This window comes from Butyribacter sp. (assembly GCF_056818865.1).
Genome location: NZ_DBLYGC010000003.1, coordinates 1 through 16,254, shown reverse-complemented (window position 1 = coordinate 16,254; position 16,254 = coordinate 1). Strand labels below are relative to the sequence as shown.

Genomic DNA, 16,254 nt, shown 5'->3' with positions numbered 1-16,254 from the left:
GTTATTTTGTTTCCTGATTGTAATTAAAAAAAGATGATTCTTTCTCTTTTTTTGAAACAGTTGTTGATGGCGTTGACGGGAATTGCATATGCAATGTGTCTTGACTGGGAAAAAGGGGAGTATCTTTCATCCTGTTAAGTTCAGGCAGCACAGTGACCAGCATAGTAATAAAACACATACTTCCGCCAATTACATTAGACACCGGTTCTGCCATAAATACACCGTTTGTTCCCATTTTGAAAGTGTGCGGCAGGATGTATGTAAGCGGTACAACAATAAACACTTTTCGTAAAAGTGAAAAGAAAATTGCCTGCGTTCGTTTGTTAAGTGATTTGAAAACGGTCTGTCCGATATATTGCAAATCCATGAAGATAAATGCAGTAAAATAAAGTTTTAATGCAGGTACAACATCTTTTATAAGTGTTGCATCTGAACTAAAGATTTTAATTAAATATTTTGGGGCGAGTATGATTACACTCCACATAATTCCGGTATAGATAAGTGCCATAACAGCCATGACTATACCGGCTTTTTTTACACGTTCAGGGCGTCTTGCACCATAATTATAGCTGATAATAGGTGAGGAACCTTCGGTTATGGCATAAATCGGAGTTTCAACCATTTGGCGGACACTTGAAACGATAGTCATAACGGAGACATACACGTCGCCACCGGTGACATAGAGTACATTATTGCAGCAAATTGAGACGAGACTGTTTGTAAGCTGCATGATAAAACCTGACGTGCCAAGGGTTATGATATTTTTGGCAATGGAGAGGCAGGAATGAAGCTCATTTTTTCTGAGCAGACGGACTTTCAGCTCTGCTTTTCGTCTCAGAAAATAAAAAACAAATGCTGCGGATAATATCTGAGATATTACGGTTGCAATAGCGGCACCGTTTACTCCGAGCCCTAACATAAAAATAAAGAGCGGGTCAAGTATAATATTTGCAACTGCACCGATGACCACGGAGAACATACCTGTTGTAGAATAACCCTGTGCATTGATAAATGGATTCATACCCGTTGAAATCATTGCAGGGAGAGTGCCAAGCAGATATATCATCATATAAGGTCTGGCATAAATAAGTGCATTTTTTGATGCTCCAAAAAGAATAAGAAGCGGTTTTGAAAAAATGAGACCGACTAACATCAGGAGTATTGAACTTGCACAAACCATTGAAAAAGATGTGTTTAAAATAGTATTGGCTTTATGGTTATCATCCATCCCACGATTGATGGAAAAAAGCGGGGCACCGCCGCTTCCAAAAAGATTGCTGCATGCAGTAATTATCATTATAAGAGGAAAACACAGACCGACAGCACCAAGTGCAGCAGTTCCTATATTGGGAATACGACCAATATAGATACGGTCAACAATGTTGTAGAGCAGACTTAAAATTTGTGCAACAAGCATTGGGAGAGCTGCATTTAAAATATTTCCTGTTACAGTTCCGTTTTCAAAATTAATGCGTTTCATAATTAGGCCTCGATTTCATAATAGAATATTATTTAATATTTTTATTGAAATTAAGTATAGCATGAATTAAATTAAATGTAACAATAAAATGATGTTGGGTTCAAAAGTATTTTGAACCTTGCATCGTAAAATTTCTTTAATATACAATTAAGGAGGTCATTATTTATGGAAAATATCAAATGGGCTGTATTAGGTACAGGAGTAATTGCAAATGAGATGGCACAGACCTTGGCGAAAAATGGCAGACGTATATATTCGGTTGCGAACAGAACTTATCAAAAGGCGGTTGATTTTGCAAAAAAATATAATATTGATAAGGTTTATGAGAATATGGATGATGTTTTTACGGATCCTGATGTGGATGTAATTTATATTACAACTCCGCACAACACGCATTTTGAATTTATGAAAAAGGCTGTAAATAATGGAAAACATGTACTTGCAGAAAAATCTATAACATTAAATAGCAGCGAATTAGAAAGCATAATTGATTTGGCAGAGCAAAAAGGGGTAGTTGTTGCAGAAGCCATGACAATATATCACATGCCTATCTATAAAAAGCTTAAAGAAATGCTGGATACGGGAGTACTTGGAAAAGTAAACATTATCACAATGAACTTTGGAAGTTATAAAGAGTATGATATGAACAATCGCTTTTTCAATAGAGATTTAGCAGGCGGAGCGTTGCTTGATATTGGTGTGTATGCACTTTCATTTATACGCTGGTTTATGGAGTCGATGCCTCAAACAATGATGACTCAGACAAAAAATGCACCGACGGGTGTTGATGAGCAGGTAGGAATGCTGCTTAAGAATGACGAAGGGCAGATGGCATCTGTAATGTTGTCACTTCATTCAAAACAGCCAAAAAGAGGAATGATTTCGTGCGAGAAGGGTTACATTGAGATAATGGAATATCCGAGAGCATGGGAGGCTGATATATATTATGTTGAGTCTGACAAGACCGAGAAGATAACTGCAGGAAAGAATGAAGATGCTCTTGTATATGAACTTGAAGATATGGAGAGGGCAATAGGCGGTGAGCCGGAATGTATGCATCTTGATTATACATGGGACGTTATGGGGACTATGACAGATGCAAGGAATTTTAAATATCCGGAGGAAGAATAGAGTAACATAATACTTTGTTTCGGTATTGCATAAGATATTGCAGGAGTTTGGAGAGTGATTTTTAATATTATTAGCGTCATGGAAGTGTTGTCCTACGATAACCGAGTCAACGAGACTGTATATCAATATCAAATATATGCAGGCTGAACTTCTAATATTGTACAGATTAAAAGTTATCAGTTATTGACAAAAAAAACAAGAAAACAATATAATCAAATTAAAAAATAATCGTGTCAGAAATGGGGGTTAATATGAAGCGGGTTCAGACTGACTGTATAATAAAGAAATTGATAAAAAGCGGAACTACGATTTCAACTATGGAAAGCTGCACATCAGGACTTATTGCATCAATGATAACTGACACTGAAGGTGCATCTGCAATATTTCCGGGAGGGTATGTGACGTACCTTAATGAGACAAAGATATTTGTCGGTGTGGATGAGAATATAATAAAAAAATACGGAGTGTATTCAAACGAGTGTGCCAAAGCAATGGCACAAACAGTTAAAAATAAGTTGAACACTGATATAGCAATAGGGATTACAGGGACAACAGGAAACATTGACCCTAATAATGCTGACAGTGTTCAGGGGAAAGTTTATTTTTGTATTATTGTGGGGCAGAAAATAAATTCTTTTGAATTTGATGTTGATGTTAAGGGCATGAGCAGACATGATATTAAACAGTTGTATGCGGACAAAGTATTTGAGAAACTTGAAGAAAGTATATAGTATTTTGTGGCAGACTATTATTGGTTTAAAAAACAGAAAGTGGGGAAAATATGGATATTAGTATGAAATGGCTTGATATGCTTGGAAAGAGAATACGTATTTGTTTTGAAAATGCAACGCATCATGAAGAACTTCCACCGGCGAGAAGAACTGTTTTATGTGTATACGGAGCTGTAAGAGGTGTAGGAGGAATTGACAGCTGGGGAAGTGATGTACAGGAAGATTGCCGCATTGATGCGGGAAAAGATATTGAGTATTCCATTTATATCGGTTGATGTAATGAGTTAACAAATACATGATATAAATGACAAAATAATGTTAAAAAACGACTGCATATTTAAATTATTATCCGATAAAGTGTAATATAATACAAAAAATGAAATATGAGCATAGGAGAAAATTGGAGGTATCAGGGATGAAAGACAAGTATGGAAAAACTCTAATTGCATGTTATCTTGGATTTATTACACAGGCGATAGCAGCTAATTTTGCACCACTGTTGTTTTTGACTTTTAAAAGAACATATGGAATACCTATAAGTGAAATTGCATTTATATCAACGACATTCTTTTTTACACAGCTTTTGATAGATTTGTTTTGTGCAAAGTTTGTTGATAAAATCGGTTATAGAAAAAGTGTTGTTGCATCGGAGATATTTTCGGCAGCCGGGCTTATAGGTCTTGCAGTATTGCCGGAAATTCTGCCAAGTGCGTATGCAGGAATTATAATAAGTGTTGTTGTTTATGCGATGGGAAGCGGACTTATAGAGGTACTTGTAAGTCCGATAGTAGAAGCGTGTCCATTTGAAAATAAAAGCAGTGTTATGAGTCTGCTTCATTCATTTTATTGCTGGGGGTCAGTTGGAGTTATACTTTTATCAACAATATTTTTTGCAGTATTCGGAATAGAAAATTGGCGTATACTTGCATGTATCTGGGCACTTGTTCCTCTTTATAATGTGTTTAATTTTATAAGCTGTCCGATAGAGAGACTGACAGACGAAGGAGAGGGGCTTGGAATAAAAAATTTGTGCAGGCTTCCAATATTCTGGATTGCAATAGTTCTGATGATTTGTGCAGGTGCAAGTGAAATTTCAATGGCGCAGTGGGCATCTGCTTATGTAGAGTCAGCACTTGGTTTTCAAAAAAATGTCGGAGACATTATGGGACCGTGTCTGTTTGCTGTTGCTATGGGAATAAGCAGGCTTTTTTACGGAAAGTACGGAGAAAAAATAGATTTAATGAAATTTATGATAGGCTCAGGGGCACTGTGTCTTGTGTGTTATCTGCTTGCGGCACTTAGCGGCAGTCCGGTTTTAGGACTTGTCGGATGTGTTGTATGTGGATTTTCAGTAGGAATTATGTGGCCCGGAACAATAAGCATAACGTCAGCAAAGATAACATCAGGAGGAACAGCACTTTTTGCACTTCTTGCAATGGCAGGAGACATGGGTGGTTCTATAGGGCCGGCAATAGTCGGATTTGTAACACAGAATGCAGGAAATAATCTTAGAGCAGGTATGCTTGCGGGATGTGTATTTCCGATTGTTCTTATAATATCAGTATGTTTGCTGAAGGCTAATAAAAGATGAAAATATAGAGAGTACATCGGTTTGGAGACTGATGTACTTTTTAGGTATGAGTTAAAAAAAGAAAAAATCAGTGATATATACTTAACGGTTCAGCCTTTCATCTCCTACATATATACAGTATATGAATGCATGGCTATAGTTTTAAACTATGACAAACCTGTATATAAAGATATTATACAAATAAAGCATTTGGATGATAGTATAACCTCAGAGAAAACGAAAAAATAAACAGGAGGTTATACAAATGAGTACGTTAAAAACACCATTTAGATATGATTTTGTTGGAAGCTTTTTAAGACCGCAGAAATTAAAGGATGCAAAAGCTGATTTTGCGGCAGGAAAGATAACACAGGAAGAACTTGATAAAATAATCGATGATTGCGTTCGTGATATAGTTGCAAAACAGAAAGCAGCGGGATTTCATGCAATTACAGATGGAGAATTCCGTAGAAAATTCTGGCATCTTGATTTTATGTGGGGATTTGATGGCGTTGCACATGAGAAAAAAGGTGGCGGAGTACAGTTTAATGGAGAAATGGCAGACCTTGAAGCGACTTATCTTGTAGGTAAGGTTAAGGCAAAAGCACATCCATTTGTGGAGTATTTTAAATTCCTCAAACAGTTTGAAGATGATAATACTGTAGCAAAATATACCATTCCTGCACCTGCACAGATGTATCAGCAGATGATAGTTCCTCAGAATATAGAAAGAACAAGAAAGTTTTATGAGACTGATGATGAACTTATTCAGGATATAGGAACAGCATATCAGGAAGTTATCGGACAGTTTTATGAAGCGGGATGCCGCAATCTTCAGTTTGACGATTGTACATGGGGTGCTATTGTTGGGGATGCTGCAAAACAGAGATATAAATCTCTCGGGCTTGACATTGAGGATGTAAAGGCACAGCTTTTGAAAGTAAATAATATTGCACTTGAGAAAAAGCCGGAGGATATGACAATTACATCACATATCTGCAGAGGAAACTATCATTCAACATTCTTTACAAGCGGACCATATGATTCAGTGGCAGATTATGTATTTGCACAGGAAAATGTGGATGCACTTCTTTTGGAATATGATGATGAGAGGTCAGGCGGCTTTGCACCTCTTGCAAAAGTTTCACCTGATAAGAAAGTTGTACTTGGACTTATCACAACTAAGAAACCTGAACTTGAAGATAAGGAAACAGTAAAGGCAAGAATAAATCAGGCAGCAAAATATATTCCGCTCGATCGTTTATGTTTAAGTCCACAATGCGGATTTGCTTCTTGCGAGATTGGTAATAAAATTACAGAAGAACAGCAGTGGGCAAAACTTGCACTTGTAAAAGAGATTGCTGACGAAGTTTGGAAATAAAAAACAGTTTAATATTCACATATTTGTATTTTGGTATATTTTTATATTAAAGTTGAAAGCTAATAAAAAATAATTTAATATTTTTATAATAAAAAGACAGAGACTTAAAAAGACTACAGTTCACACTATGATGTGACCGGAAACTTTTAAGCCTCTGTTTTTTGTCTTTAGATGCAGAGTAGAAAATGCACGTAAGCAATGTTATAATAAAGAGAGTTTTAGGAGGGATAAACAGATGGATGAAAGGTTAAAAAAACAGCTTGATTTTGCACTGGAAATAGATAAGGAAAAAAATATATTCAGACAAACACATTTGTCTGGTCATGGCAGAAACGAAAACGATGCGGAGCATGCATGGCATATGGCGATTATGGCATATCTGCTAAAGGAATACTCAAATGAACCTGTAGATATAGGAAAGGTTATGCTTATGTGCCTGATACATGATATAGTAGAGATAGATGCAGGTGATACATACGCATATGATGCAGAAAATCTTAAGACACAGAAGGCAAGGGAAGATGCTGCAAAAGAGAGAATTTTTTCTATATTGCCGGAGGAACAAAAAGAAGAACTCATAAAACTTTTTGATGAGTTTGAAGCTTTTGAAACGGCGGAGTCAAAATTTGCTCATGCAATGGATAATCTTCAACCGTTAATATTAAATAACAGTAACGGCGGAGGTGACTGGAGAGAGCATGGTGTGACAGCTAGGCAGGTTTATGGCAGACAGAGCAAGACGAAGCTTGGCTCAGAGAGGTTGTATGAGGTCACGGATAAATTGATACAGGAAAACATCAATAAAGGAAATATAAAAGCTGAATAAGCAGTACGATGGATGAATGTTGTTATGAATATCAGGCAAGGAGGTACAGTTATGAGTAAAAGAAACAAATGGAAACAAATATGCAGTATGTTTATGGCTGTGACGATGATCTTTACTTCACTATATTGGGGTGGGATGAAGGTTTCAGCTGCGACACCGCCTGTAAAGATCAAGGTGACATATGGGCAGACAGAAGCACGAACGATGCTTGCCGATATCAATGAATTCCGAACGTCGGATACAGAGGCGTGGTGCTGGGATAAGACCGATAGTGTAAGGGAATCGTATCGAACCACAGAGTTACAGTATGATTATGCGTTAGAGCGTGTTGCAATGAAAAGGGCAGTAGAGATTGCGCTTTCCTATGATCATACCAGACCAAATGGCACGAAATGTTTTACGGCATATCCGTCCGGATATATGGCAGAGGGAGAAAATATTGCTGCCGGTTATATGAGTGCAGCAGAGGTATTTAACGGATGGAAGGAAGAAAATGAATCTTATGCCGGACAGGGACACAGAAGAAATATGCTCAGTTCTAATTTTAAGGCCGTTGGTATAGGGCATGTCGTATATCAGGGATGCCATTACTGGGTGCAGGAGTTTGGTGATAAGGTCATGGATGGGACGGTTTCAGCAGCGAATGACAGTACGCAGATTGAGGATGTAGATGTTTCATCGTCTTATATCACTGCAGTAAAAACAAATCTGGATGATGTCAGCCTGAAAGTCGGAGAGAAAGTAACGACAGAAGATTTTTCACTTGCAATAAATGTGAAGAATCAATGGGGATATCAGAAGGACTGTGTAATAGAAAATACCTGTACTGCAAAAATTGAAGATGAAACCATTGCAAGTCTGTCGGATGACGGGGTGATCACCGGATTAAAGAGTGGTACGACTAAAATCTGGGTATCCAACCCATTCGGAGATGATTTTTACCGTACGATCACAGTCGAAGAGGGAACGGAATCAAAAGATGATAATACAACGAATCCGGATGTGGGCAAAACAGATATTTCTGTGGAACCGATAGCGGATCAGATATATACCGGTTCTGCGTTGATGCCGGATGTGGTCGTAAAAGCCGGTTCAAAGGTACTCGTAAAAGATGTAGATTATACTGTTTTATACAGTAATAATACAAATGTTGGAATCGCTTCTGTAAAAGTTACGGGAAAAGGAACATATGAGGGTTCTTATACGACGAACTTTAAAATCGTTTCGTGTGCGATAGGACAGGCAGCCTGCAGCAGAATTGCAGACCAGACTTATACCGGGAATGCAATTCAGCCATCCTTTACAGTTACTTATAAAAATAAAACATTGGTAAAAGGAACGGATTATACAATATCTTTTAAGAATAATGTCAATATCGGAACGGCAACCGTTATCATTACCGGAAAAGGAAACTTTGAGGGAAACAAAGAGATAACATTTAAGATTACAGAGCCGTCAGATATTTCGGTAGATGAAATCGCAGACCAGACGTACACCGGTTCTGCATTGAAGCCGGAGATTGTTGTAAAAGCCGGCACAAAGGTACTTAAAAAAAGTGTGGATTATTATGTTTCTTATAGAGACAATACAAATGTAGGAACTGCCACTGCAAAAATAACAGGAAGAGGAAATTATAAAGGCTCTTATACAACGACTTTTAAGATTGTTCCATGTGCAATCAGTCAGGTTACTATAAGAGAAATTGCAGATAAGACATACAGTGGAAAGAAAATTGAACCATATATCAAACTTACCTATAAGAATAAGAGTTTGAAAAGAGGAACGGATTATACTGTTTCCTATGACAACAATATCGATGTAGGAACTGCGACAGCGACTATTACAGGAATCGGCAATTTTATGGGAACAACCGCGGTAAGTTTTAAAATTGTAAAAGGTACTTCTAAGATTAAAGTTAGTGCGATTTCTAACCAGACCTTTACGGGAGTGGAGATTACACCGGAAGTTTCCGTGAAGGAGGGAACGAAAAAGTTAACAAAGGATGTGGACTACAAGGTTTCTTATGCCAATAATATCAATGTAGGAACTGCAACCGTTACTGTTACCGGAATTGGTTCTTATGATGGAACTGCCCGTAAGACATTTCGGATCGTATCCCGTCCGATCAAAGAGGTCAGTGTTGAAAAAATTGATGCTCAGGAATATACAGGGAAGGAACTTACACCGAAACTGAATCTGACTTATAATGGAAAAACATTAACAGATAATGTTGATTATGTGGCTGTATACAGCAGTAATATTGAGCCTGGAAATGGCGTGGTTAAGGTTCAGGGAAAAGGCAATTTTAGCGGACAAAGAACAGTAGTCTTTAAAATTAAAGAAAATAGTCAGTTTTCTAACAGCGGTGACAATCAAAACGATAACAAAGATGAAACCGTTCACACCACAAAAATGACGCTGAACAAGATAAGAGTGACGTTAAAGAAAGGCAAAACTTACCACTTAAAAGTAACGGTAAATGCCGGAAGTGTAGACAAGATTACGTTTACGTCATCCGATAAAAAGGTCGCAACGGTGTCTAAAAATGGTGTTATTAAAGCGAAGAAAGCAGGCAGAGCACGCATTACTGTAAAAAGTGGAAAAAGAACAAAATGGTGCTGGGTAATTGTAAAAAAAATAAGAAAGAAAAGGGTTTTGAAATAAGTCGATTAAAGAAACACCAGTTCCGGGTAAATGCCGGTTCTGGTGTTTTTATTTGTCAATAAGTAAATAATTCTATGCAAAAAATAATAGAAATGTATGTAACTATATGTTAAAATATTTAAAATCAATATGGTGGTTGATGGAATAGTGCATTTATCAGTGAGGTGAAATATGGATATCCGAATAGCAATATGTGATGATGAGCCTAAAATTTGTGCAATGTTAGAAAATATGCTGATTGATATTCTTGAAACAAGAGGTGTGTATTACGAAATAGAACCGTTTTATTCAGGAGAGAATTTATGCGTGGAAATACAACGACAGATTTTTGATTTGATTTTTTTAGATATTGAATTAAAAAAGAAAAGTGGGCTTGATGTAAGCAACTATATACGGAATGAGTTAGGTGATGAAAGTGTTCAGATAGCATACATATCTGCAAAAACAGGATATGCTATGGATCTTTTTGAATTTCGTCCAATTAATTTTTTGGTAAAACCGTTAGAGTATTCAAAAGTGGTTAAGGTTATAGATAAGTTTTTTACAATTACCATGCAGAACAATCAATTTTTTGAATATAAAAAGAGAACAGATTTTTTTAAAATACCCATGTCAGATATTTTGTACTTCGAAAGCAAGAACAGAAAAATACACATTACAATGCTTCAGGGGGAAGATGAATTTTATGGTTCAATGGAAGATGTATATTCAATTGTTAAGAATCACCAATTTTTATATATTCATAAATCAATTATTGTAAATTATAGGCAAATCAAAAAAATTTCCTATGAACAGATAATTATGGTTGATGGAATAGCTCTTCCGATAAGCCAATCCAGACGCTCAGCAATTAAAAAGATGTGCATGAAAATACGAAAAGAGAGAAGATAATGGAATTATTTTTGAATTATTTGACAACTTTTTTTATTAATGCTTTTGAATTATATATTATTTATCGCTATATGACCATCTTTTTCGAAAACCGATGTATAGACACAAGGCTTATGTATATCGCATATGCGGCACGTTTCTTTCTTTCAGTTGATATCAGTTATATAGAACTATATTCATTAGTTAGTGCTGCAATAGCTTTAAGCAGTATTTTTCTGATTTCATTATGTTATTCAGGCTCCTTGCCAAAACGTCTTATTATTTCTGTCTTAATTTATATGTCTTCATTCACTGCGGAGGTAATTGTAGCTATGGCAGTTGGATTAAGTAGTTTTGATGCTTTTGGAAAGGTTGAACAGGGCTCTGTTTTTTTGAATCTTATCATTGAGTTTATTTTTTGGTTGATTTCTTTGATTGTTCATAAATTTAAAAACTTAAGGGGGAATTTTCCAATTCCAAAACCGTTTCTAATAGCTATCGTAGTTATTCCATCTTCGCTAATTTGTTTGGAAATCATTATTTTTTCGCAGAAAATTCTAAACAATATGATGGCAAGAATTTCATTGGTTTGTTTGACGGCTTCTCTTTTTATATTGATTTATTTATATGATTCGCTATCTGCAATGTTTAGAGAACGAACAGAAGCAGCAGTTACTTTGAGTGAAAAAGAGTATTACCATCAGCAGTCTGTCTTGTTAAAAGAAAAATATGAGGAACTACGTCAATATCGTCATGATATGAAAAACCGCATGGTTGTTATGCAACAGATGATCAAAGAAAACCAATATGACAAAGTTTTAGAGTATACCGGAGAGATTGCAGATAAATTAAGTCAAACTTTAGCATACAGTAATACAGGGAATGTAGCATTAGATAGTGTAATCAATTATAAATTAACAAGGGCAGCAAAAAGTAATATTTTGGTTGAATCGAATGTTGTCATTCCAGAAGACATATCTCTTGATGAAGACGATATGATTGTTATATTAGGGAATCTTTTGGATAATGCGATAGAAGCGGTGAATCGTATTGAAACTGATGTAAAAAAATATATTTACATGGATATTGACTTTGAAATGGGTAGTTTGTGGATTTGTATAAAGAACAGTTATGATAACAAGCTATATGTTCAAGAAAATAGATTTGTGACATGGAAAAAAGATAAAACCATGCATGGAATTGGTTTGCAAAGCACAGAATCAATTGTACAGAAATATAATGGATTAATGGAATTTTCTACGGAAGAAAACTTGTTTGTTGTAGATATTTTATTATATTTGTAGGAAAGGAATAACGATTGTAATATATGAAGAATTTATGGCAAGGAAACTTGCCTTTTTTGATGGAAAACTTTAAATTTTGACAAAAGTTTATATAGATTTATACATATAGTCTAAATGAGGTGTTGAAATGTGATAATATAATCTTCGTAACTGCATTCACTATAGAAAAAACTATAATTGTTTGGAGTGTCGAAGTGGTTATTACAATATTCTGTGCAATTTTACAATATAAATTAATAGTAGAAGAGGAAAATGTTACATGAAAAAGTTATATTCGTTCTTTTTATTTGGGGAGCTTATCCTGTTTTCAATAATATTTAGCCAGTCTTTATATGAGGTATATGGATTGAGCCATATTGGAGATACAAAACTTGCTGGGTATAAAATAGATAAAGCATCTTCTGAAATGTTGGGAAATGTGTACGATTACCTCATGAAACAGGATGCAAATATACAAATTATAAAAATGCCACTTTCGCAGGAAGAGACAGATGTTATTAACTATGAAATTTATCACACAAATGTTTCGTCCATTTTTCATTTTCAGGGACTTTCGGATACACAGTATAGTTATTTTATGTTATCAAAAGATGATTTTATAGATGGAACTGGTGTGTTTTATACAAATTTGGGAGAGAAAGAAGTTCAGAAAATGGCAGATGTATTTTCAATAAAAATAGATGATTATGCATCAAATTCATACACATCCATTAAAACAATTCTATATGCAAATGGAATGGATGTATTGATTTTACTGTTCATATCTTTTATTGTGATGCTGATTTATGTTATTTCAAGAAATAAAGAAAATGCAGTTAAAGCTCTGTTAGGTTTTTCTAAACATAAAATTGTATTGAGTCGAATAAAAGAAACTTTTTTAATCGAATTGGTTTCTGTACTTCTGGTTATTATAGGAAATATCATTCACTATGGTGTAATTAGGAAACTCAGTTTATTTTATGTGATATTTTTACTTGGATTCATGTTATTAATATCATGTGTGAATGTCGGCTTGGTCTTTTTGACTTGCATTGGATTAAGAAGGATTCATATTGATACTGCAATAAAAAATCAACGATATTCCCATGGATTGGATTATTCTATACAGATTGGAAAGATTGTATTATTTCTGCTTGTGTCTGTAGCTGTGTCTGAATCGGTTCATTATCATGCTAAGATATCAGAAGTAGAAAAAGATATGGAAAATTACAAGGAATTAAATGACTTTTATTCTTCTTATGGTTTTAATTCAGACGAATACGATAAATTATGCAATAATAATGCTCTATATCTACAGCAGGCAAAACAAGTTAAGCATATGTATCAGGAAAATATGAATCACGCATATGTTATGCAAGATTGTGTTTTAACTGCGTTGGATGAAGGGATGGATGAAGAAGACTTTTATGGAATGAGTAAAGAAAAATTATTTGAATCATATAAAAATAATTATATTGTTGCAAATGAAAAATACCTACAGGAATATATTGACTGTAAAATCATATCAGGTGATTTAAATTGCAATGATTATACCCTGCTTGTTCCCTTGATGTATCAGGATCAGGAGAAAGAATTAAAAACGTATTATAAACTTGTGTTAGAAGATAAAATATTAGCGGATAGTTATTACGGAGAGCAGTCATCAGTAAGTATATCAGAAAATGATATCAATATTGTTTATGTTGATAATGATTATTCAGTAAAATTGCTAAGTGACTACCAATATAATTCAAATATGAACATTGAAATCAAACATCCAATTATTGTTCTTGATACGGGTGGCTTTTCTTCTGTAATATATATGGATATGTTATCAAATTGTCAATTGGCCTATAAAGAAACGAATAAAGGTGATTTTTCTGCCATGTTGGAAAAATATGGTTTGGAAAGACTTTTTTCTGCCAGAACAATGCTGGCACCATTTATGGAAGAAATTAGCGGTTATCAGTTTGTACTTCAGCAGAGCGAGTTATTTATTGCTTTGTTTACTCTTACACTGTTATTTATTATATATATATCGAATCATGTTCATGTGAATGTTCATGCAAAGGATTATGGTGTGAAATGCCAAATGGGTTATAACAGTTTTCGGATATTGAAATCTGATATAGCAGTGACACTTGTTTTGCTTGTTTTTTCTTTAGTTTTGAAATTGATAGATATAAATATTTATGGATATTTGTCATTCGTTATTATAGATTTGGTCATATTATATGTGTTGTACCGAATAAACATATTGCAACAATTATACAAAATTTTGAATGGGGGATGTTGATATGGAAACAGCGATAAAAGTATCTAATCTTGGAAAGAATTTCCATGAAAAGAATGTGTTGGAAAATATTGATTTTGAAGTAAAATTGGGCGAAATGGTTGCGATTACCGGAAAAAGTGGTCGTGGGAAGTCTACCCTGCTAAATATAATAGGACTTATTATGGATAAAAGCAAAGGAGATATTTGGCATTTTAATAAAAAAAATGTGAAACGTAATTCTTATGAGGGTATGTTGTTGAAACGAAATAGAATTGGCTATTTATTTCAAAATTACGGTCTAGTAGAGGAAGAAACGGTTTATTGGAATTTGAATCTTGCTCTGGAGTACAAAAAGATGAAAAAAAGTCAAAAAAAGAAGCAAATTTCAGAAATTCTACAATATATAGGTCTTGGTGATACGGAAAAATATCCGGTATACAAATTAAGTGGCGGTGAGCAACAGAGAGTAGCAATGGCAAGAATTATTTTACAAGGCAGTGATCTTATTCTGGCAGATGAACCCACGGGTTCATTAGATGGAGATAATCGTGACATGGTCATTTCTTTGCTCGCAGAAATGAAAAAACGAGGTAAAGCTGTTTTGATTGTTACACATGATCCATATATTGCAGAAAAATGTGACCGAACAATTCAGTTATGAGAATTTTTAGAATATTGGAGAACTCAGTTCAGATGGGTTCGTTCAAATAAAAGACTCAGATAAGATAAAGAAGGATTCATTGACACCTCTGGATGCTGTAAAAAAATTCTGTAAAATAAACAATATCAAGGTCTTCTATGATAAAATATTAAAATCATAGGAGGTCTTTTTTGGGTTGTTTTGTTATGTCTTAAAAAAGAAAATTCATATTAGATAGTATAAAAAAAATAATGAAACAATAAAATGTGTTATACTGAATTGGTTGATAAAATTATATAAAAATAAGAGGGTAAAATCATGAATATAGAAATCAGAGAATACACACAGGATGATGTTAAGGATATGATAGAAATTTGGAATGAAGTTGTGGAGAAAGATAAAGAAGAGATTATAAAAAAGCATATAACTAATATGAATAAATTTTGCAATGAGAATATAGACTTTGAGAGTGGGAAAGAACAGCTTGAATTGATATATAAATATTATACTAAAAGATTTTCAGATAAGGACATATCATATAAAAATCTCATTGTTTTAAAAAATGAGATAGACGATAAATCATATTATAAGAGCACAAAACACTGGATGAGATATTTTGTATCGTGCAGCGGAAATGAATGGAAAGAATTGTGGAGTGCGTTATTATAATATAATTAGTAAGAAAAGATAAAAGTGATAAGATAAAAGGATAAGTTATAAGTTAAAGTAATATGTAAACTTATAACTTATTCTTTTTTAATAAATTTGTATGAGTTTTTCGTATGAATTTTTTATAAAATCATATTTTTACTGCATTTGTTTATAAGCATTTCCCCAATCGACCATCGAATCCAAAATCTGATTAAATTATACATCAGGGTACTTGAAAAGCTGGTACAAGAACATAAAAATAAATAGTTAAGTTTTAAGTTATATTGGTTGTAGAAAATAAGAAAAAAGGTAGATGTCATATTGGCATCTACCTTAACTAATAAATGAAATAGGTGGGGTGACAATCCCACATCTCTTTAAGACCACAAAGGGCGTGACGGCTGCCTGTTCCGTCCTCAGATTTCATCTATATAAAGTTTATGTTTTTCATGCTTTATTATACACTATAAGTTAAAAAAGTCAATATAATTTATATTTGAATTATTTTCGCTGTGGCCACTTTAACGCAGAGATTGATAGTGCATTGTCAAGCTAGGCGATTTAGTGAAAATAATTTATGTGATTTAACAAAAATAATTCATTTCAACAGAACATAGATTTGCTTGTCACTAATGTGTTATACTGTATAATAAATAGGTAATTGCGAAACTCGCTAAGCTTGTTTGCAATCTTAACTGAAAATAGGGATGAATTTGTGAAAAGCACAAATTCTAAGCTGAAAAGTTGACAAC

At 34.3% G+C, this 16,254-nt stretch carries 12 protein-coding genes and 1 pseudogene; 12 read left to right on the top strand and 1 reads right to left on the bottom strand.

Annotated features, from left to right (window positions below):
* Position 1 precedes the first annotated feature (1 nt).
* Complete coding sequence (locus tag ACZLXV_RS01825; RefSeq protein ID WP_482382315.1) at positions 2 to 1,480, bottom strand: MATE family efflux transporter; 1,479 nt, start codon at positions 1,478 to 1,480, stop codon at positions 2 to 4.
* A 165-nt stretch (positions 1,481 to 1,645) separates the two neighbouring features.
* Between ACZLXV_RS01825 and ACZLXV_RS01820 the strand changes: the two genes are divergently transcribed.
* The 12 genes and pseudogenes from ACZLXV_RS01820 (at position 1,646) to ACZLXV_RS01765 (ending at position 15,520) form a co-directional block, all read left to right on the top strand.
* On the top strand, positions 1,646 to 2,611 hold the full coding sequence (locus ACZLXV_RS01820; protein WP_022223868.1) for a Gfo/Idh/MocA family protein: 966 nt from the start codon (positions 1,646 to 1,648) through the stop codon (positions 2,609 to 2,611).
* Between the two features lie 251 nt (positions 2,612 to 2,862).
* A complete protein-coding gene (locus ACZLXV_RS01815) occupies positions 2,863 to 3,342 on the top strand; it encodes a CinA family protein (RefSeq protein WP_482382314.1) in 480 nt (159 codons plus the stop codon).
* A 107-nt stretch (positions 3,343 to 3,449) separates the two neighbouring features.
* A pseudogene (locus ACZLXV_RS01810) lies at positions 3,450 to 3,617 on the top strand (beta-galactosidase small subunit-related protein); the annotation flags it as partial.
* Positions 3,618 to 3,757: 140 nt separating this feature from the next.
* Positions 3,758 to 4,933: an MFS transporter gene (locus ACZLXV_RS01805; RefSeq protein WP_482382313.1), complete on the top strand. Its 1,176-nt coding sequence runs from the start codon at positions 3,758 to 3,760 to the stop codon at positions 4,931 to 4,933.
* 244 nt (positions 4,934 to 5,177) lie between these two features.
* A complete protein-coding gene (locus tag ACZLXV_RS01800) occupies positions 5,178 to 6,293 on the top strand; it encodes a 5-methyltetrahydropteroyltriglutamate--homocysteine S-methyltransferase (protein WP_482382312.1) in 1,116 nt (371 codons plus the stop codon).
* A 235-nt stretch (positions 6,294 to 6,528) separates the two neighbouring features.
* A complete protein-coding gene (locus ACZLXV_RS01795) occupies positions 6,529 to 7,119 on the top strand; it encodes an HD domain-containing protein (protein WP_482382311.1) in 591 nt (196 codons plus the stop codon).
* 51 nt (positions 7,120 to 7,170) lie between these two features.
* Complete coding sequence (locus ACZLXV_RS01790; RefSeq protein WP_482382310.1) at positions 7,171 to 9,783, top strand: CAP domain-containing protein; 2,613 nt, start codon at positions 7,171 to 7,173, stop codon at positions 9,781 to 9,783.
* A 171-nt stretch (positions 9,784 to 9,954) separates the two neighbouring features.
* Positions 9,955 to 10,674, top strand: coding sequence for a LytR/AlgR family response regulator transcription factor (locus ACZLXV_RS01785; RefSeq protein WP_482382309.1), 720 nt, complete (start codon positions 9,955 to 9,957; stop codon positions 10,672 to 10,674).
* A gap of 311 nt (positions 10,675 to 10,985) precedes the next feature.
* Positions 10,986 to 11,957: a sensor histidine kinase gene (locus ACZLXV_RS01780; RefSeq protein WP_482382308.1), complete on the top strand. Its 972-nt coding sequence runs from the start codon at positions 10,986 to 10,988 to the stop codon at positions 11,955 to 11,957.
* A 259-nt stretch (positions 11,958 to 12,216) separates the two neighbouring features.
* Entirely contained in the window at positions 12,217 to 14,232 is a 2,016-nt protein-coding gene (locus ACZLXV_RS01775; RefSeq protein ID WP_482382307.1) for a hypothetical protein, read from the top strand.
* A 1-nt stretch (position 14,233) separates the two neighbouring features.
* Positions 14,234 to 14,872 (top strand): putative bacteriocin export ABC transporter, encoded by a 639-nt coding sequence (locus ACZLXV_RS01770; protein ID WP_022223878.1) that lies wholly within the window; start codon positions 14,234 to 14,236, stop codon positions 14,870 to 14,872.
* 297 nt (positions 14,873 to 15,169) lie between these two features.
* Positions 15,170 to 15,520 (top strand): hypothetical protein, encoded by a 351-nt coding sequence (locus tag ACZLXV_RS01765; RefSeq protein ID WP_022223879.1) that lies wholly within the window; start codon positions 15,170 to 15,172, stop codon positions 15,518 to 15,520.
* The last annotated feature ends 734 nt before the right edge of the window (positions 15,521 to 16,254 follow it).